Genomic DNA, 17,573 nt, shown 5'->3' on the forward strand with positions numbered 1-17,573 from the left:
CGGGTTGCCGCCCCGGACCCAAATCCTTGCGGCGACGGAAACCCAAGTCAATCCTCTGGTTTTCTTTCAAAGACCCAAGCTATACCTTGGGGTTCATGACTCTCGACGATCTCCGCGTCTTCGTCGCCGCCTGCGAGAGCGGCAACCTGAGCGCCGTGGCGCGCGATCTGTCCCGTACGCAGTCGGCGGTCAGCCAGCACGTCAAGCGCCTGGAGGCCGAGCTCGGTCTGCCCCTGCTGGAGCGGCGCCCCCGCGGCGTCGCCCCCACCCAGGCCGGACGCATCCTGCAACGGGCCGCCGCCCAGGGCATCGGCCACATAGAGCTGGCGCTGCGTCAGCTCCGGGAGCTCAGAGAGGGCGACGGCGGCACCGTCCGCATCACCACCGGAGCCACGACCGTGCGCCACTTCATGTCGGACGGGGTCGTGCGCTTCCGGCGGGCACATCCCCACGTCAAGCTGGAGTTCCGTACCGAGAACTCCAGCCGGGGCTGCTTCGAGGCCCTCGCCGCGGGCGAGTCCGACCTCGCCTGGATCACCGTCGGCTCCCCCGCGCGGGGCGTGGAGCAGCGCCCCGTGATCGAGCTGCCCTGGGTGCTCGCGGTCCACGCGGATGACCCGCTCGCCCGCAAGAGCCGCGTCGAGGCATCGGACCTGGCACGGATCCACCACATCCAGCTGCCCGCGAACTCGACGTCCCGGCACCACCTGGAGGAGCAACTCGCCGCCCAGGGGATCCGGTTGGCGTCCACCACCAGCGTCGCGGACTGGGACACGGCCATCCTGCTGGCCGAGCTCGGGCTCGGTCACGCCGTGGTTCCGGCGCTGCCCGGATGGACCGGTTCCGGCCATGGCGCGCTGCGCTTCGTGCCCCTGCCGATGCTGCCGCCGCTGGCGGCGGGCTGGGCGGTGCGCCAGTGGGACGCGCTCGGCCCACTCGCCCAGGAGTTCGCGGGCACGGTCGTCGACAGCCTCACGGGCGGTGGGTGACCGTTCCGCTACGGCGGTCACCCACCGCGGGGACGGCCGCGGCCAGCATCAGCGCGGCGGTGAGCACAAACGCCCAGGAGTAGCCGGTACGGCCGGCGAGCACCCCGAACCCCACCGCGCCGACGCCCATCCCGCCGTCGTACGCCAGGTTCCACAGCGCGCTGACCGTGCCGTAACTCGCCGTGGAGACACGGGCGTACATCAGCGTCAGGGTCGCGTTCTGGGCGATGCCGAAGCCCGCGCCGAACAGGGCCACCCCTCCCACGACGGCGGCGGGCGTGCTGATCAGCGCGGTCAGGAGCACCCCGGCGGCCGACAGGAGCAGGCCGGGCAGGACGAGGCGGGCGGCGCCGTGCCGGTCGCCGAGGCGGCCCGCGCACCAGCGGCCCGCCGTCGAGACGGCGGGCTGCACGAAGAGGGCCGCCGTCGCCACCCCGCTCATCGACGAGGGAACCGCGAGCGGGACGAAGGTGACGACGATGCCCGCCGCCACGGCGGTCGCGGCGAACACCACCCCGGGCCGGACCAGAGCGCCCGTGCGCAGCCCCGCCAGCACACCCACCGGCTCACCGTGCGTCAACTCCCGGTCGGGCAGCCCCGGTACGGAGGCGATCGCGGCCAGCGCGACGGCCCCGGCGGCGACCGAGACCGTCCCGTATCCGACGTGCGCGCCGAGCCAGACGCCCAGCGGCAGGGCCACCAGATTCGGCACCCCGCCCACCACGCCGACCAGGGCGAGCCCTTCGCCCCGGCGCTCGGCCGGGATCAGCGACGCGGTGAGCGCGCCGCCCGCGACCAGGGTGAGCGCGAAGCCGAGGCCGCGCAGGAAGCACACCGTCACGATCCACGCCATGCTCCCGGAAACGGTCAGCACAAGAGCGGGCGCCCCCAGCAGGAAGAGCCCTGCCGCCAGCGCCGGCCGGTAGCCGAAGCGGGCGACGAGCCGGGGCGCGCCCAGCTCGCCGAGGACCGTGGCCAGCATCAGCGCGCCGGTGGCCAGACCCGCGGTGTCACCGCCGGCGCCGGACTCGCGCGCGTACAGCGGTACGGCGGACAGCAGCAGGAAGACACTGGCCGAAGCGCCGATCATGCTCACGAAGCGGAGCATCAACGCCCGGGTCAGAAGCGGCGGTCGAGCAGGGGTGGCAGTGGGGGTGGCAGCCGGTGTGCGCGGGGGCGGCGAGGTCGTCATGGGATCGACGCTAGGGGCCGACCGGATCACCGGTAAGCTCCAATTCCATGGCAGTCCAGTGGTCCGGTCGCACTCCCGGTCTGCTGCTCTCGCTCGACCGCGAGAGCGGCGAGCAGCTGCGTGCGCAGCTGGAGGGGCAGGTGCGCGAGGCGATCCGCTCGGGGCGGCTCCAGGTCGGTGAACGGCTGCCGTCCTCGCGTGAACTCGCCCAGGGCCTGGGGGTGTCGCGGGGCCTGGTGCAGGAGTGCTACGCCCAGCTCCAGGCCGAGGGATACCTGGTGACCCGGGTCGGCGCCGCGACCCGAGTCGCCGCCGGCGCGCACATACCGCCGACGCCCGCGCAGCCGTCCGGAACCGGCCCGGGGCTGCTGGCCGACTTCCGCTGGGGCGTCCCCGACCTGGGCTCCTTCCCGCTGGACGACTGGATGTGGGCGATGCGGGAGGCCGGGCGGGCCATGCCGACGGCGGCGCTCGACTACGGCGACCCGCGCGGCAGTTCCGTCCTGCGCGAGGTGCTGGCCGGATACGCCCGCCGGGTCCGGGCGGCGGCCGCCGACCCGGAACGGATGGTCGTCTGCTCGGGCTACGCCCAGGGCCTCGTCCTGGCGCTGCGGGCGCTGGCCCGGGCCGGTGTGCGCACGGTGGCGTACGAGGACCCCGGCTCGCCCGCCACGGTGTCCGCGGCGGCGGCCTCGGCCGGGCTGGCGGCGGTCCCGGTACCGGTCGACGCCCACGGCGTCGACGTGCGGGCGCTGGCCGCGACGGACGCCCGCGCGGTCGTGCTGACCCCCGCCCACCAGTGGCCGACCGGTGTGCTGCTCTCCCCCGGGCGGCGGCGCGAGCTCATCGCGTGGGCGGTGCAGCGGGACGCGTACGTCATCGAGGACGACTACGACGCGGAGTTCCGCTACGACCGCGAGCCGGTGGGGGCGGTGCAGGGCCTCGCCGCGGACCGGGTGGTCTCCATCGGCACGGTCAGCAAGTCCCTGGCGCCCGCGCTGCGCATCGGCTGGCTGCTGTGCCCGCCCGCGCTCGCCGAGGACGTCGTCGAGCACAAGCGGCTGAGCGACCGCGGCTCCCCCACCCTGGACCAGCTCGCCCTGGCGCGACTGATCGAGTCGGGCCGCTTCGACCGGCATCTGCGCCGGATGCGCACGACGTACGCGGCGCGCCGCACCGCCCTGCTCGAAGCGCTCGCCGAGCACGCCCCCGGGGTCGAGGTGAGCGGCCTCGCGGCGGGCTTCCACGCGGTCGCGCACCTCGACGCCGCGGCCGACGAGGCAGCCGTGGTCGCCGCCGCGCGGGCGCGGTCCGTCGGCCTGTACGGGATGAGCCCGTGCCGCTCGACGGGCACGACGGCCCCGCCCCGGCTGGTGCTCGGGTTCGGCAACGTCGGTGAGCGGGCGATCCGGGCGGGGGTGGCGGCGGTGGGGGACCTGTTGGTGGGCGGGTGAGGCGTGCGGCTCGACGGGCCCCCGCCCCCCGCCCCCCGGCCCTCGTCGCGGGATCGCGGGATCGCGGGATCGCGGAAATTTTCTTCGGAGCGTCGGCAACCTCGGTGGCCGCCGCACGTCGTCAGGGGTGAAGGGCGTCGTCCGGCGCCGTTCAGCCGATCTGGAGACGTACCACGTGAACACCACGAAGCACCACCGCCGAGCCTTTGCCCGCGCGGCCGCCGCCACCGGACTGCTGGCCGCGCTCGCCGTCCCCGCCCTGGCCGGGACGGCCCACGCCGACAGCGGGACCCAGCCGCGGCACCTGGCGGCCGACGGCGCCCCCACCCGGCCCGCCGTGCCGCCGAGCGCGGCGCCCTCCGCCGAGCCCGAGAAGCCCGCGCCCAGCGCGCCCCCCGCCTCCCCGGACCAGCGGCCCTCCGCCAGGCCGAGCGCGCCGGGCGGCGCTGCCGAGTCCGCCACGCCCGAGCCGGCGACCAAGGCCCCGGCGAACGGCGCACCCAGCGCCGTACCCGCCCCTTCGACGCGCCAGGACGAACTGGCTCATACTGGCTCGTCCAAGACCAACACCGTGCTGGGTGCCGGGGCGGGCGCGCTGATCGCCGCGGGCGCCGGGACCGTCTACGCCGTGCGGCGGCGGCAGAGCCACTGAGGCGCACGACGGCTCCGTCGTGCGGAGCCGTACCGTTCCACCCGAGGAAGTGATGGAGTACACCGCCGTCCGGTACCCGGCGCCGCCAGGGCGTTTCAGCCCGCGCGCCTTTCTGCGCTGGCTGCTGCGCCGGGACCGGCTGGCCACCGAACCCGCGCGGCCCGCCGCGTTCGGCGGGTACGGCCCGGACACCTCGCGCCCGACCGTCAGCGAGCTCTACCACGCGCACCGGCTGCGCATGGTGCACCTCGCGGTGATGCTCGTGGACGACAGGGCCACGGCCGAGGACGTGGTGCAGGACGCGTTCACCGCGCTCTACCGGCGCCACGGCGAGCACATCGCCGAGGTCGACAACGCGCTCGCCTATCTCCGTACCGCCGTGGTCAACGCCTCCCGGTCGGTGCTGCGCAGACGGCGCACGGCGCGCGCGTACACCCCTCCCCACGAGGCCGACGCGCCCTCCGCGGAGGAGCGGGTCGTCCTCGCCGAGGATCACCGGGAAGTCCTGGCCGCGCTCGGGCAGTTGAGCGCACGGCGCCGCGAGGTGCTGGTGCTGCGGTACTGGGGCGAGCTCACCGAGGCCGAGATCGCGCAGACGCTGCGGATCAGCCGGGGCTCGGTGAAGTCACTGGCGAGCCGGGGCCTGGACGCACTGGAGAAGATCTTGAAGGAGCGGTCGTGAGAGGAGTGGACATGAGCGGCCAGGAGACCCCCGAACGCCCCGTCGAGGCGCGGCTGCGGCGCGCGTTGGCGGCGCGCGCGCAGACCGTGACGGTACGCGATCTGCGCCCGGCCGACCCGCCGGGCCCGCATCTGCGCCGCACCCGGCTTTTGGGGCCGCTGCTTCACGCGCTGCCGGTGCGCCGCCTCGCCCTGCCGCTGGCCGCGCTCGCCACCGTGGGGGCCGTGGCGATCGGTTACGTGGCGCTGGCCCCCGGCGGCGAGCCCAGCCGCCCCCTGCCCGCGGCCACGCCGGGCCCGGTCTCGCCCTCGCCCGCGCCCCGCCCGTCCGAGGCCGAGACGCCCCGGCCGGAGCCTTCGGCGCCGCCCACCGGGAAGGGGCGGGCGGCCGAGCCTTCCGTACCGACTCCGCGCACCGCCAAGTCGCCCGGCGGCCCGGGGAGCCGGGCGCCTTCGCAGGCCCCGCCCGTCCCTCACTCGGCCGAGCCGTCCCGTGCGCCGTCCGCGCCCGCGGCCCCCTGAGGGCGCCCCGGGCCGCTACCGGTTCCCCTGCGGGCGCAGGGCCGCCATGATCAGGTCGACGGCCTGCTCGGCCCACTCCGGGTGGCCGCCGCGGCCCGCCAGACAGTCGGCGTAGAACGGTCCGACGAGCCCCGAGACGGCCGCCTCCAGATCCGCGTCCGGGCGGATCCTCCCCTCCTCGCGCGCCCGCTCCAGAACCTGCCGGAGCAGGGCCCGGCGGGGCAGGACCGAGCGGGCGCGCAGCAGGGCGAGGAGCTCGGGCGTGTGGTCCTCCTCCGCGAGGCAGGTGCCTATCAGCGCCATCCCGTTCACCCGCGCGATGGTGGCGGCGAAGTCCCGCAGGATGGCGAGGAGGTCCGCGCGGTCGTCCCCGGAGGGGGGCGGGGCGTCGGCCGCCTGTACGGCGGCGAGCGCCGCGGCGAGCAGCTCGGCCTTCGTCTTCCGCCGCAGATGGATGGTGGACTTGCTGACGCCCGCCGCGGCGGCGACCTGGTCAAGGGTCATCCGTACGTACCCCTGGCGCGCCAGCAGGTCGAGGGCGGCCCGCAGGATCGCGTCGTTCTTCTCCGCCGAGCGGGGCCGGCCGGCGCCCCTGGTCGTCTTGTCGTCGTGCATGCCCGCCTCGTGGGGCACCGGCCCGAGGTCAGGCGCCCTGGATGTGGAAGTTGAAATCGGTGCGGCCCAGCGCCGCCATGAGCCGCAGCCAGACCGGCAGCATCATTTCAGCGCCGCGCGCACTGGTGATGTCCCCCAGGTCGATGATGCTCGGCTGGGGCCAGCCGAACGAGATCAGCAGCGCGGCGACGGCCTTCTTGGCGTCCTCGTCGTCCCCGGAGAGGAACACGTTGTGCTCGCCGGAGATCCGGGACGGCTCGACCATGACGCCGGCGCTCATCGTGTTGAGGGTCTTCACGACGCGCGCGCCGGGGAAGGCACGCTGGATCCGCTCGCCGAGGCTGTCGGTGTTCACCGGGTCGAGCGAGGGCGGCATGCCGTGGGAGAAGTCCAGTGGGTTGGCGATGTCGATGAGCACCTTGCCGTCGAGGTTCTCCGCGCCGACGGCCGCGAGGACGTCGAGACTGGCGAGGCCCGCCGTGGTGTTGACCACGGTGTCGCCGAACGCCCCCGCGTCCGCGAACGCTTCGAGCCGCGTTCTCGGGTGTTCCTGCTGCCATACGGAGAACGGCGGGTTGCCCATGCCGTCCTGCTCGGTGCGGGCGAGCGTGGCCTTGGGGTCACGGGTGCCGACGACCACTTCGTGGCCGAGGGAAGCGAGCTTGGCGGCGATGGTCCGGCCGACGACACCGGTGCCGAGGACTGCGTAGCGCATGGGGCTCGATCCTTTCGGGAACGGGGGCCGGTGAGGGGCGGCCGCCCGGTGCACGTGAACGTAAACCGAGCCGTTCGGTACTACAAGGACCGCAACGGCCCGTCAGCGGCGGCCGAGGCCCGCCTACCGTGCCACGCGGCCACGCACGCACATGCCGGCTGGTCCACCGCCCCCGTACTTCCGGTGCGGACCAGCCGGCACTCCCCCGTTGTTGCGCACCTCCACCGTGGCAGCCGCCGGGACGCGGAGGTGACGTGTTTCGGGCTGGTCCGAAACACGGCGGACGGCCATGCTCGGGCGCGTGACGCTGCGCATCCACTTCACCGCCGACGACCTCGCCCGTACACGGGTGGCGCGGGGGCCGCGCCCACTGCTCGAACTGGACGTCGCCCTGCGGGTGTTGCGGGAGTCCACGCAGCGGGTGCGCTTCGACGCGTGGCGGCGGGAGTCGTTCGCCCGGCTGGCGCCCCGCACCCGGCTCGCCTTCGAGGTGGTGCCCGTCACGGGCTGGTCGATGGACTTCCTGCTGCCGGCGGAGCCGGGCAGCGCCCAGGAGCTGTGGGAGATGGTGCGCGCCACCCCGGCGGGCCGGATACGCGAGGAAGTCGACCAGTGGGCGGGCCGGGTCCGCCGGGTTCCCGCCTGGACGGGCCGCCTCGCCGACGAGCCCGGCTTCGTACAGGATCTGGTCGATGTCTTCGAGGAGACCTACGAGCAGCTCGTCGCGCCCCACTGGCCCCGGATCGAGCAACTGGCGGACGCCGACCGGGCGATGCGGATGCGCCACCTCACCGAGGGCGGGGTGGAGCGGCTGCTCCAGGGGCTCAACCCGCGCCGGGTGCGCTGGAATCCACCGGTGCTCGAACTGACCATGGCCTCCGGCCACGAGGGCGATCTGCGTCTCGAAGGGCGGGGCCTCCTGCTGATCCCGACGGTCTTCGGATCGGCGTATCCGCTCTTCGACGACGCCGGTCCGCAGCCCTGGATCAGCTTTCCCGTCGGCCATGACCGGACGCCATGGTTCCCGCTGCCCGCGACGGCGACCGCGAGCGCCCTGACCACCGCGCCGCGCTCCCTCGCGGCGCTCCTCGGCCGCACCCGCGCCACCGTGCTGTGCGCGATCGCGGAGCACCCCGGCCTGACCACCAGTCAGCTCGCCGTCCGGGCGGGCATCTCACCGGCGAGTGCGAGCGAACACGCCACGGTGCTGCGGTCGGCCGGTCTGGTCGGCACGGCCCGGGACCGCAACGCCGTCCTGCACACCCCCACCGCGGCCGGGATCGGCCTGCTCAACGCGTCCACCGCCGACGCGGCGGGGCCGGAGCCCGCCTTCCTGCGCACCTGACCACGCCCCGTGACCCAGGTCACGTCCGCGGAAAGTGTTATGACCCCGGCGCCCCCGGCTCTCCCATGTGCCGGACACCCCGGCAGCACCGGACGGAGAGCGGAGCCCCATGCAGCACCACGACGACCACCCCCACGTACGGCCCACCGCGAGCGAGGGCCGGGCCGGGCGCCGACGTGCGCACCGGCAACGCTCCCGGCAGGCCGTCGGTACCGCGGTGGCCGGGACCGTGGCGGTCGCCGCGGTCGCCGGAGCGCTGCTGTGGCCGCATTCCGACGACCACGCCGACACCGTACGGACCCAGGCGGCCCCGCCCGCCGGGCACGCCCTCGACACCGGCGCCACCACGGCCGCCACCCCGTCGTCCTCGCCCACGCCGATACGCTCCGGCGCACCCACGAAGACCGCCGCCCCCAAGCCGGGGCCGAGCCGGAGCACCCCGACGCCCGGCCCGACGCACACGAGCAAGGACACCGGGGCCACGACGACCACCGGACACGCGGGTGGCGGCCCCGCACCCCGCAGGACCACACCGCCGCGTACCCAGAACACCGCGGTCGGCACCGCCGCCTCGTACGTCCAGCAGGTCGTGGACCTCGCCAACGCCGAGCGCGCCAAGGCGGGTTGCTCGCCCTTCAAGGCCGACCGCCGGCTCAACGCCTCCGCCCAGGCGCACGCCGACGACATGGCCGCGCGCAACTACTACGAGCACAACAGCCCGGAGGGGCGCAACGCGGGCGACCGTATGAGCGCCGCCGGATACGGCTGGCACAAGTGGGGCGAGAACATCCACCGGGGGCCCAAGAGCCCGGCCGACGCGATGCGCGACTGGATGAACAGCCCCGGCCACCGCGCCAACCTCCTGGACTGCGGTTTCAAGGACATCGGCGTCGGTGTGAACCTCAGCGGCAACGGCCCGTGGTGGGTGCAGAACTTCGGCAGCTGACCCGCCCCGCCCGGCACCGGTGTGGGGCGCAACTCAGGACGGCGATCCCGCGAAGTCCTGCACCCACACCGTGCCGTCCGGGCCGGACACGGCGGCCACGCCCGTGTCGCGGTACCCGCAGTCGAGCATGTTCTGCTGGTGGATCGAGCCGTCCGTCCAGTCGTCGACGATCGTGGCCGGGTCCGCCGGCCCCCGGTCCAGGTTCTCCGCCCAGGCCCCGACGGGGTATCCGGCGGCCCGCATCCGGGCGTCGGCGTGCTGACCTTCGGGGCTCGCGTGGTCGTAGTAGTGGCGGGCCACCATGTCCCGGGCGTGCCGGAGCGCCGCCGTGGTCAGCCGGGGGTCCATGCGCAGCGGCGCGCAACCGGCCGCGCCACGGCGGCTGTTGACCAGCCGGAGCAGCCGCTGCTCGGGGGTGGCGGCGGCGGGCGTGGGCCGGACGGTCCTGCTCGGGGTCGGGCTGGGCGACGGGCTCGTCCTCGGCGGCTGCTGTACGGGGGTGGCGGAGGGGGAGGGCGAGGCGGCGCTCGCGGTGGCGTGCGGCACGGCGGTCGGCGCGGGCTTCGCCTCGGGACGCGGATCGGGCCACAGCAGGACGGCGAGGATCCCGAGGACCACGGCGAGGACGAGGGCTCCCCCGACCACGTAGGCGCGCGCCTTCGCCGGGGCGGCCGCGCCCGACCCGCCGCTCCCCGGTGCCGGTGCCGTTGTCGGTGTCGGTGTCGGTGTCGTCGACGCGACCGGGGCGAGGCGGGCGCCCGGCAGGAACTGGGCGGCCCCGTACAGCGGCACGAGCAGGGCGAGTCCGGCGAGCAGCCCCTCGGCGGGCATCAGGCCCGCACCCCGCCCCGAGCAGGCGGGGCAGTCGCGGGTGTGGCGGGCGATCCGCTTGCGCCACACCGGGGCGGGGCGGCCGTCCCACCCGGCGACGGTCCGGGCCAGCTCGCCGCAGAGCGGCCGGGCGGCGAGCGCCCGCACCACGATCCGGCCCACCTCCAGCTGGGCCTTCATGCGCTGGACGCGTACGGCGGCGTGCTGCGGGGTGAGGGCCATCGCCTCGGCGAGTTCGGCGCGGGTCAGCTCGCCCGCCGCCTCCTGCCACCACAGGGCGAGCAGTTCGCGGTCGCTCTCGTCGAGCCAGCGGGTCGCCTCGGCCACCTCGCGGCGCTGCCCGGACAGTCCGAGGCGCAGGATGGTGAGGTCCACGAAGTCCGGTTCCGGGTCCGCCGCCTCGGCCAGCTGCTCGGGGCCGACCGCGGTCGTGTACTGCTGGGCCCGCCAGCGGTGGCGTATCTGGTTCATCGCGATGGCGATCAGCCAGGACCGGAAGCGCGACGGCTCGCGCAGCCCGTCGAGCCCCTCCAGGGCGTGGAACATGGTCTCCTGCACGACGTCGTCGACGTCGGCGTGGCCGTCCATGGCCCGGCCGACGACGTTGTACACGAGCGGGAGGTAGTCGCAGACCAGCCGCTCGCGCGCCTGTGCGTCGCCGGTCCGCGCGGCGCCCACCAGCTCCGGCATGGACGTGCTGTCCCTGTGCATCTGCTCCCTCACCCGCTGGCGTCGTTCGTACGCTCCCGTCGTTCGGAGACCCCTGGCGGACACGGGGATAACAGGAACTCGGCCCTCATTTTGTATGACGCCCCGCGCGGCCCGGAACGTGCACCTCCGAACGCGCCTCGCAGGCGTCGTGCGGGACCCTTCGCGTTGTGGTACCGGGCAGAAAGCGAGACGCTGGAGGTGCATGCGGCCGGGAGTGACCGGTGCGCGAAAAGCGAGCACCCACCCGGTCGGGAAGGGGTGAGGTCGGTGCGCACACTGATGAAGATCGAGATGGACACGGCGAAGGCCAACGACGCCATCAGGAACGGGACGCTTCAGAAGACGGTGGAATCCGCCCTGGAGGCGCTCCAGCCCGAAGCCGCCTACTTCACGGCGCAGAACGGCTGTCGTACGGCGTTCATCGTGTTCGACATGACGGACTCGTCCCACATGCCGAAGTTCTCGGAACCGTTCTTCATGGAACTCGGCGCCAAGGTTTCCTACACGCCGGTCATGGACCGGGACGACCTCCGCAAGGGTCTGTCGGCCTTGGCACGCTGACCCGTCAGGTGTCCGACAGGAGTCAGGACGCCGGACCCGCCGGTGGAGCACCGCTGACCGCGGCGCGGTAGAGGGCCCGGGTGGCGGCGCCGAAGTAGGCGCTGTAGGAGACCTGGGGGGTGTTGCCGCCGGTGTGGTACCCGCCGATGACCCCGATCACCGCCCAGCCGTCCGGCCACGGCACCAGCATCGGCCCGCCGCTGGTCCCGCCGACGAAGGCGTCGCAGGCGATGCGCGGGAAGGTGCCCGGGTCGGCGGGGTCGTCGCTGACCCACTTGGTGGTCCAGCTCCAGCACTCCAGCGGCTTCTGCGCGTTGCCGGGATAGCCGATCATCCGTACCGGGAGGTGGTAGTAGCCCGTGTCGGTGAGCAGCTCCACCCCGCCCACCGCGTCCTGGAGCCGGGTGCCGTCCTGGTTGGGTTCGGTGACCGCGAAGCCGAAGTCGTACGCGGCTCCGGCGTGTTCGCCCAGGTCGTAGTACTCCTGCGACACATAGACCCCATTGGCCGCCACGGGGAAGACACCGTACGGCTTGAGCCCGTCGTGGTACTGCGGCACGAAGGCGAGATGCCGCCGGGGCGAGGGGCCCGCGTAGCCCTTCAGGCAGTGTCCGGCGCTCAGCACCAGGTCGTGGCCGGGGCTGCGCACCACCGAACCGCTACAGGTGCGCCCGGTGCCGTTGGCGTCGGTCCAGAAGAAGGTGCCCGCCTGCGGGATGCCGTCGAAGCTCCTGCTGGGCGGGATGTACTCGCCGGGCCGGGGTCCGTCCTCGGTGGGCGCCGCCGCCCGCGCCGAGGGGCCGGCGCCCTTTCCCGCGTCACCGGGCAGCGCGGCCGCCATACGGGCGGGGCTCCAGTAGGCGTCGAGCGCGGCGGCGGCCGGGTTCACACCGGCCGGGCCGCCCTCGTCAGCGGCGGTGGCCGGGGCGAACCCCGCACCGAGGAGCAGGGCGGCCGCGAGCGCGGCGGTGTGCCGGATGATTCTGGTCCTACGCACGGTCCTACGCACCATCAGTTCCCCTCTGGCCGGACACGAGTGACGGCAAGTGACGACAGGTGACGTCCCACCATAGGCGTGGTGCGTTGCGGGCAGAAGTGCCCGCGGTGACCGCGGACCCCCGCGTCGGTTACGCGGCGGGGGCGGGCTCGACCGCCGGTTCCAGCAGCGCGGCGCGGAGCCCGGCGACCAACTCACCGTCGGCGCCGAGCAGTTCGGCCGCGTATCCGCGCACCGACCCGTAGCGATCCGTCAGATCGGCGAGGAAGAACCGCATGATGTCGGCGGGGGCGCGGCCGTAGCCCGGCCAGGTGATCTCGCGGCCGGGGTTGGCGGCCCGCCAGTCGGCTATCAGGCGGTCCGTGGCGAGCTCGGTGAGGGTGAAGTCCTCGACGACGACGTCCTGGGGGACGCCCAGCAGGGTCAGCACGAGCGCGGCCAGCAGACCGGTGCGGTCCTTGCCGGAGGCGCAGTGGAAGACGAGCGGGCCGCTGTCGGGCGCGGCGATGGTGCGCAGCGCCCGGCTCAGCTCCTCGACCCCGTCGTGGGCGACTTCGAGGAAGCGGTCGGCGAGGAACCGGCCGGTCTCCACGTCCGCGCCGAGAGCCGCCTGGTCGTACGGGCGGTGCTCGATGCTGAGGTTGTGGTAGGTCAGCGAGGCGTGCTCGGGGACGCGGCCCTTGCCCTCGATCTCCCACGGGTAGCGCAGGTCGATGACGGTACGGACGCCCAGGCCCAGGAACCGGTCCCAGTCCTCGCCCTGGAGCTTGCCCAGCGAGTCGGAGCGGAAGAGCCGCCCCCAGCGCACCGTCAGGCCGTCCTCGGTGCGATAACCGCCCAGGTCACGGAAGTTGTGCAGTCGCTCGAACGCAATGTGTCTGTTCACGGGATCGCACCCTACGGCCGTCGCGACGGTCTGGGCCGTGGCGTGGATCACTCCCCGCACCGGCCGGAATCGACTGGTGGGCGCCGCACCGGGTTGAGATCCTCTCGCTCATGGCCGACTGGGCAACCTTCGCCGTCGTTCCCGAGGACGGCGACCACGAGCGGTACGAGCTGTACGAGTCGCGGTTCGGGGCGGTGGGGCTCGATCTCGACCTGCTGGCCGGCCCCGATGTCGCCCTGCCGTTCCTGCGCGCCCACGACCCGGCGCGCCACGGCTGGCGCGACGACGTCCACTGCGAGGGCGCGGTGCTTCTCGACCCGCACCGCCGGGTGCTGCTCGTCTTCGCCTCGGACGGGCCGACCACCTGTATGCGCCACCGGGCCGCGGCGCTCGACCTGCTGCGCCACGCCTGGCCCGGCTGGCAGCCCCGCTGGACCTACGACGGCCCGGCGGAGCTGCGCGCCTACCTGGGGCTTGACCCGGGCGCGGTGCGCGATCCGCTCCGCGAGGTGTCCGCGGGAGCCGCGCTCGCGCCGGGAGACGAGGAGCTTGCCGAGGACGATCCGCTCGCCACGGTCGTCACCGTGGGCGCCGGCCGCTGCCATCTCGTCGCCGCCACCGGGGACCACCCGGTCGCCGAGGGGCCCGCTCTCCTGGAGCGCCTCGACTCGGCGCCGGAGCACGGCCGTTGCGAGCTCGCCGTGCTCTCCGGACTGCACATCGACCCGGCGAACCGCCGAGTGGGCTGGTGGCTGCTCGGCGCGCAGGCCGGGGCGTACGAGATGGCGTCGCGCTGGCCCGGCTGGACGGTCGAGTTCTGGCAGGACCGGTGGCAGGAGCAGACGCGCGCGGCGGGCGGCCTGTTCGTCCCTCCCCCGGTCGACCACCGTCAAGCTCTCGTGGACGTACGGGACGAGGCCCGCGAGCACTGGGCGGGCCGCCGGGGTGCGGCGCCGCGCGGCCTCACGCGGTCCGGGGCGGCCGACGGTTCGGGGTCCGGGCGGGCCGACGATCCGGGGTCGGTCGCGGCCGACGATCCGGGTTCGGTCCCGGTCGGCGACTCGCGGTCAGGGGCGGCCGGCTCCGGTCCCCTCGCCGGCACCGGATTCCTGCCCGACGTTCCGGCCGACCTCGCCCCGGCGGCCCTGCTCTCGGTCGACTCGGCGTGGCGCCGGGCCGTACGAGAGGTGAAGGGAACGGCCTGAGCCGAGCGTCGGCGCGCCGGGGGCAGGGCCGGTCACCTTTCCCGGATACCGGCCCGCAGGTCGCCGAGCGCGAGGAGCAGCGCGCCGAGCACGAACGCGATCGACACCAGCAGCCCGTGGTCGTACGCCGCGGCCCAGTCGCCGTGCGCCAGTTGGGCGAAGAACACCGCTCCGACGGCGGCGATGCCGACGGCCGAGCCGACGCGCTGGCCGGTCTGGAGGGTGCCGCCCGCGCTGCCCGCCGAGCGGACCGGGACCTGAGAGAGCGTCAGGGTCTGGTTGGGGGCGATGACCAGACCGCTGCCGAGCCCCGCGAGCAGCAGCGGTGCCGTCATCGCCCACGCCGCCGACCTGCCCGGCGCCAGATGGACGGCGAGCGCCGTGGCGCCGAGGCCGGTGGCGGCCATGACCAGGCCGACCGCGACCAGCCGCCGCCCGAAGCGCGCGACCAGCCGGCCGCCGATGGTGGCGGCGACACCGGAGCCCACCGCGAACGGTGTCATGGCGAGGCCCGCGAGCAGCGCGCTCAGATGCAGCCCGGCCTGGAGGTAGAGGGCCGTGATGAAGAAGATCGAGGTGAATCCGCCGAAGTAGAGCAGGATCAGGGCGCAGCCCAGCCAGTAGCTGCGCTCGTGGAAGAGGGCGAGGTCGACGACCGGGGACGCGCCCAGCGCGCTCTGGCGCCGTTCCCACCCCACGAACGCCGCGAGCAGCGCGGCGGCGAGGACCAGGAGCAGCCACTTCTCCGGGCCGTGCCACTGCTGCGCCTGGACGAACGGCAGGAGCAGCGTCAGGACCCCGGCGCCCAGCAGCAGCACACCGGCCGGGTCCAGGGAGCGCAGCGGGATGCGGCGCGCGGAGGGGGTGTCGGGGAGCAGGCGGCGGGCCAGCACCAGGCAGGCGATGCCGATCGGCACGTTGACGTAGAACACCCAGCGCCAGCCCTCGTGCGGGCCCGCCGCGTGGATGAGCAGCCCACCGAGGAGGGGGCCCACGGCCGTGGAGATGCCGATGACGCTGCCGAGCATCCCGAAGGCGCGGCCGCGGTCGGCGCCGGAGAACATCTGCTGGATCAGGGCCGAGATCTGCGGCGAGATCAGCCCTGCGGCCAGGCCCTGGACGGCGCGGGCCGCCACCAGCCACAGGCTGGACTGCGCCGCCCCGCAGGCCGCCGAGGCGACGACGAACAGGGCGAGCCCCGTCATGAACACCGCACGCCGGCCCCGGGCGTCGCCGATCCGCCCGGCCGGGACGAGGAACAGGCCGAACGCGAGCGCGTATCCCGAGAGCACCCACTGCAGATCGGCCTCCGGGGCGTCCAGCGCCACCCGGATCGACGGCAGGGCCACATTGACGATCGACACGTCGAGCAGCGTCATGAAGCCCGCCACCAGGCACACCGCGAGCGCCCGCCAGCGGCCGCGGTCGGAGAGGGGCTCGGGGTCGGACAGGCGCTCGGCGGCCGCCCGGCCGGCGCCGCCCGGCCCGACCTCGCGACCGCCCTCGGAATGCGCAGCCACCAGCGCTCGCCCTTCTTTCTCACACGCCCGTCCACGCGCCTGTTCACGCGCCTGTTCACGCGCTTTCGCACGCTCTCTCATGCGGACGGTACGCATCCGAATGATGGCCCAGGAAGCGGACCACCCGCGCCATCCCGCGCCGCCGCGATCCGCCTTGTTATGGGCCGTAGCCATTGCGAGCCCCACTCGCGGGAGGATCATGGGACAAGGGGACCGACGCAAGCCACCGCGTCCGCGTCCGGCCGCCGGGCCGCACGGGACCGCCGGTGCACGCAGGAGGACCCATGACCGCCCAGGTACCCACCGGCGCCGAGGTGAAGAGTCCCCGGGCCCGCTACCGGGAGCAGACCCGCGCCGAGATCAAGGCGGCGGCGCTGGAACAGCTCGCCGAGGGAGGCGCCCAGGCCGTGGCGCTGACCCGGATCGCCAAGGACATGGGCCTGTCCGGACCCGCGCTCTACCGCTACTTCGCCGGCCGCGACGAGCTGCTCGGCGATCTGATGCGGGACGCGTACGACGATCTGGCGCACGCCATCGCGCACGCCGTGGGCATCGCCGCGAACGACGCCCGTACCGCGCTGCACGCCTTCGCGGACGCCTACCTCGACTGGGCCACCGCCCAGCCGCACCGCTATCTGCTGATCCAGGGAACCCCGGTGCCGGGCTACGCCGCGCCGCCGGACACGCTGGAGCGCGCGCGGGCCGCCCTCGGCCCCTTCCTCGCGGTCTTCGCCGACGGGGATCCCGCCGAAGCGTTCCGCCCGGCGGTCGACGAGATGGCCGGGTGGCTACGGGAGGACGACTCGCTGGCCGCGTGGGTGGCGGAGCGGACCGGGCGCCCCGTGCGCGCCGCCGGAGCGGGGACGGCGCTGGCGGGCGCGGTGCTCGCCTGGTCGCAGCTGCACGGCACGGTGAGCCTGGCGGTGTCGGGCCAGTACGGCGGGATCGGCCACCGGGCCCGTACCCTGCTCATGGCGCAGGTCGACGCGCTGGCGGACGCGTTCCGGCTGGCGTGAGCCAGCAGGGCAGACCAACTGCCCGACCCGGCCCCAGAGTTGTTGCGCGTTCGACTATTCAAGGAAAAGACTCATTGCGGTCTCGTTCACCCTCAACTCCTTGACGCCCCATGCGCCTCCCAGTTGACTTCCAGCCACCTCGGCCGCGAGGACGCGGCCATGTCAGGGAGGTCTCTCGATGAACACCCGTATGCGTCGTGCCGCCGTATCCGTGACCGCCACCGCGATGGCCGTCGCTCTCGCCGCCTGCGGAAGCGCCAAGAAGTCCGGCGACACCGCCAAGGACTCGGAGGCGAAGAAGAGCGGAGCCCTCAAGATCGGTCTGCTCCTGCCGGAGAACCAGACCGCGCGTTACGAGAAGTTCGACAAACCGCTCATCGAGAAAATGGTCAAGGAGCTCACGGCGGGCAAGGGTCAGGTGATCTACGCGAACGCGAAGCAGGATGCGACGATCCAGGCCCAGCAGGTCGACACGATGATCACCAACAAGGTCGACGCGCTGATCGTGGACGCGGTGGACTCGAAGGCGATCGCGGGCGCGATCAAGAAGGCCAAGGACCGGGGCATCCCGGTCGTCGCCTTCGACCGTCTGGCCGAGGGCCCGATCGACGCGTACACGTCGTTCGACAACGAGCAGGTCGGCCATGTGCAGGGCAAGGCCCTGGTCGACGCGCTGGGCGCGAAGGCCAAGGACGGCCAGATCGTGATGATGAACGGCGCGATCACCGACCCGAA

At 74.0% G+C, this 17,573-nt stretch carries 18 protein-coding genes; 11 read left to right on the plus strand and 7 right to left on the minus strand.

The window, feature by feature from the left end:
• The first annotated feature begins 95 nt into the window (after nt 1-95).
• On the plus strand, nt 96-989 hold the full coding sequence (locus AB0G17_RS33200) for a LysR family transcriptional regulator (protein WP_361390686.1): 894 nt from the start codon (nt 96-98) through the stop codon (nt 987-989).
• Here the strand turns inward: AB0G17_RS33200 and AB0G17_RS33205 are convergent.
• A complete protein-coding gene (locus tag AB0G17_RS33205; protein WP_361390719.1) occupies nt 973-2,079 on the minus strand; it encodes an MFS transporter in 1,107 nt (368 codons plus the stop codon). The genes AB0G17_RS33200 and AB0G17_RS33205 overlap by 17 nt on opposite strands.
• A gap of 149 nt (nt 2,080-2,228) precedes the next feature.
• On the opposite strand from AB0G17_RS33205, the gene AB0G17_RS33210 reads away from it, so the two are divergent.
• The 4 genes from AB0G17_RS33210 (at nt 2,229) to AB0G17_RS33225 (ending at nt 5,490) form a co-directional block, all read left to right on the plus strand.
• Nucleotides 2,229-3,635: a PLP-dependent aminotransferase family protein gene (locus AB0G17_RS33210; RefSeq protein WP_361390688.1), complete on the plus strand. Its 1,407-nt coding sequence runs from the start codon at nt 2,229-2,231 to the stop codon at nt 3,633-3,635.
• Between the two features lie 175 nt (nt 3,636-3,810).
• On the plus strand, nt 3,811-4,287 hold the full coding sequence (locus AB0G17_RS33215; protein ID WP_361390690.1) for an LPXTG cell wall anchor domain-containing protein: 477 nt from the start codon (nt 3,811-3,813) through the stop codon (nt 4,285-4,287).
• A gap of 52 nt (nt 4,288-4,339) precedes the next feature.
• A complete protein-coding gene (locus tag AB0G17_RS33220; protein ID WP_361390692.1) occupies nt 4,340-4,969 on the plus strand; it encodes a sigma-70 family RNA polymerase sigma factor in 630 nt (209 codons plus the stop codon).
• 11 nt (nt 4,970-4,980) lie between these two features.
• Entirely contained in the window at nt 4,981-5,490 is a 510-nt protein-coding gene (locus AB0G17_RS33225) for a hypothetical protein (RefSeq protein ID WP_361390694.1), read from the plus strand.
• 15 nt (nt 5,491-5,505) lie between these two features.
• Here the strand turns inward: AB0G17_RS33225 and AB0G17_RS33230 are convergent, their stop codons facing one another.
• Nucleotides 5,506-6,105: a TetR/AcrR family transcriptional regulator gene (locus AB0G17_RS33230; RefSeq protein ID WP_361390696.1), complete on the minus strand. Its 600-nt coding sequence runs from the start codon at nt 6,103-6,105 to the stop codon at nt 5,506-5,508.
• 28 nt (nt 6,106-6,133) lie between these two features.
• Nucleotides 6,134-6,820 carry an NAD(P)-binding domain-containing protein gene (locus AB0G17_RS33235; protein ID WP_361390698.1) on the minus strand — a complete coding sequence of 229 codons (687 nt, stop codon included), beginning with the start codon at nt 6,818-6,820 and terminating at the stop codon, nt 6,134-6,136.
• A gap of 301 nt (nt 6,821-7,121) precedes the next feature.
• Between AB0G17_RS33235 and AB0G17_RS33240 the strand changes: the two genes are divergently transcribed.
• Complete coding sequence (locus AB0G17_RS33240) at nt 7,122-8,165, plus strand: winged helix-turn-helix domain-containing protein (RefSeq protein ID WP_361390700.1); 1,044 nt, start codon at nt 7,122-7,124, stop codon at nt 8,163-8,165.
• A 109-nt stretch (nt 8,166-8,274) separates the two neighbouring features.
• A complete protein-coding gene (locus AB0G17_RS33245; RefSeq protein WP_361390702.1) occupies nt 8,275-9,111 on the plus strand; it encodes a CAP domain-containing protein in 837 nt (278 codons plus the stop codon).
• 33 nt (nt 9,112-9,144) lie between these two features.
• Here AB0G17_RS33245 and AB0G17_RS33250 read toward each other — a convergent pair whose 3' ends face one another.
• Nucleotides 9,145-10,653, minus strand: a complete 1,509-nt coding sequence (locus tag AB0G17_RS33250; RefSeq protein ID WP_361390704.1) for a sigma-70 family RNA polymerase sigma factor — start codon at nt 10,651-10,653, stop codon at nt 9,145-9,147.
• Between the two features lie 267 nt (nt 10,654-10,920).
• Here AB0G17_RS33250 and AB0G17_RS33255 point away from each other — a divergent pair, with 267 nt between their 5' ends.
• A complete protein-coding gene (locus AB0G17_RS33255; protein WP_361390705.1) occupies nt 10,921-11,214 on the plus strand; it encodes a hypothetical protein in 294 nt (97 codons plus the stop codon).
• A gap of 22 nt (nt 11,215-11,236) precedes the next feature.
• On the opposite strand, the gene AB0G17_RS33260 is transcribed toward AB0G17_RS33255, so the two are convergent.
• Nucleotides 11,237-12,211, minus strand: a complete 975-nt coding sequence (locus AB0G17_RS33260) for a hypothetical protein (protein ID WP_361390707.1) — start codon at nt 12,209-12,211, stop codon at nt 11,237-11,239.
• A gap of 130 nt (nt 12,212-12,341) precedes the next feature.
• Nucleotides 12,342-13,097, minus strand: a complete 756-nt coding sequence (locus AB0G17_RS33265) for a tyrosine-protein phosphatase (protein ID WP_361390709.1) — start codon at nt 13,095-13,097, stop codon at nt 12,342-12,344.
• Nucleotides 13,098-13,207: 110 nt separating this feature from the next.
• Between AB0G17_RS33265 and AB0G17_RS33270 the strand changes: the two genes are divergently transcribed.
• Nucleotides 13,208-14,302, plus strand: coding sequence for a hypothetical protein (locus tag AB0G17_RS33270; RefSeq protein WP_361390711.1), 1,095 nt, complete (start codon nt 13,208-13,210; stop codon nt 14,300-14,302).
• A gap of 32 nt (nt 14,303-14,334) precedes the next feature.
• On the opposite strand, the gene AB0G17_RS33275 is transcribed toward AB0G17_RS33270, so the two are convergent.
• Nucleotides 14,335-15,753: an MFS transporter gene (locus AB0G17_RS33275; protein WP_361390721.1), complete on the minus strand. Its 1,419-nt coding sequence runs from the start codon at nt 15,751-15,753 to the stop codon at nt 14,335-14,337.
• A 353-nt stretch (nt 15,754-16,106) separates the two neighbouring features.
• On the opposite strand from AB0G17_RS33275, the gene AB0G17_RS33280 reads away from it, so the two are divergent.
• Both AB0G17_RS33280 and AB0G17_RS33285 read left to right on the plus strand, forming a co-directional pair.
• Nucleotides 16,107-16,838, plus strand: coding sequence for a TetR/AcrR family transcriptional regulator (locus tag AB0G17_RS33280; protein WP_361390713.1), 732 nt, complete (start codon nt 16,107-16,109; stop codon nt 16,836-16,838).
• A 178-nt stretch (nt 16,839-17,016) separates the two neighbouring features.
• Nucleotides 17,017-17,573, plus strand: a 557-nt coding sequence (locus tag AB0G17_RS33285) for a substrate-binding domain-containing protein (RefSeq protein ID WP_361390715.1), incomplete at its 3' end; no start/stop codon positions are given.

Origin of the sequence: Streptomyces sp. NPDC023838, from assembly GCF_040639555.1 — a bacterium.
Classification (GTDB): domain Bacteria; phylum Actinomycetota; class Actinomycetes; order Streptomycetales; family Streptomycetaceae; genus Streptomyces.

Bases quoted from the DNA above. Each gene is read 5' to 3' on its own strand.
- AB0G17_RS33205 (WP_361390719.1), bottom strand. From the start codon at position 2,079: ATGATCGGCGCTTCGGCCAGTGTCTTCCTGCTGCTGTCCGCCGTACCG.
- AB0G17_RS33210 (WP_361390688.1), top strand. From the start codon at position 2,229: ATGGCAGTCCAGTGGTCCGGTCGCACTCCCGGTCTGCTGCTCTCGCTC.
- AB0G17_RS33225 (WP_361390694.1), top strand. From the start codon at position 4,981: ATGAGCGGCCAGGAGACCCCCGAACGCCCCGTCGAGGCGCGGCTGCGG.
- AB0G17_RS33230 (WP_361390696.1), bottom strand. From the start codon at position 6,105: ATGCACGACGACAAGACGACCAGGGGCGCCGGCCGGCCCCGCTCGGCG.
- AB0G17_RS33200 (WP_361390686.1), top strand. From the start codon at position 96: ATGACTCTCGACGATCTCCGCGTCTTCGTCGCCGCCTGCGAGAGCGGC.
- AB0G17_RS33245 (WP_361390702.1), top strand. From the start codon at position 8,275: ATGCAGCACCACGACGACCACCCCCACGTACGGCCCACCGCGAGCGAG.
- AB0G17_RS33280 (WP_361390713.1), top strand. From the start codon at position 16,107: ATGACCGCCCAGGTACCCACCGGCGCCGAGGTGAAGAGTCCCCGGGCC.
- AB0G17_RS33250 (WP_361390704.1), bottom strand. From the start codon at position 10,653: ATGCACAGGGACAGCACGTCCATGCCGGAGCTGGTGGGCGCCGCGCGG.
- AB0G17_RS33270 (WP_361390711.1), top strand. From the start codon at position 13,208: ATGGCCGACTGGGCAACCTTCGCCGTCGTTCCCGAGGACGGCGACCAC.
- AB0G17_RS33235 (WP_361390698.1), bottom strand. From the start codon at position 6,820: ATGCGCTACGCAGTCCTCGGCACCGGTGTCGTCGGCCGGACCATCGCC.
- AB0G17_RS33220 (WP_361390692.1), top strand. From the start codon at position 4,340: ATGGAGTACACCGCCGTCCGGTACCCGGCGCCGCCAGGGCGTTTCAGC.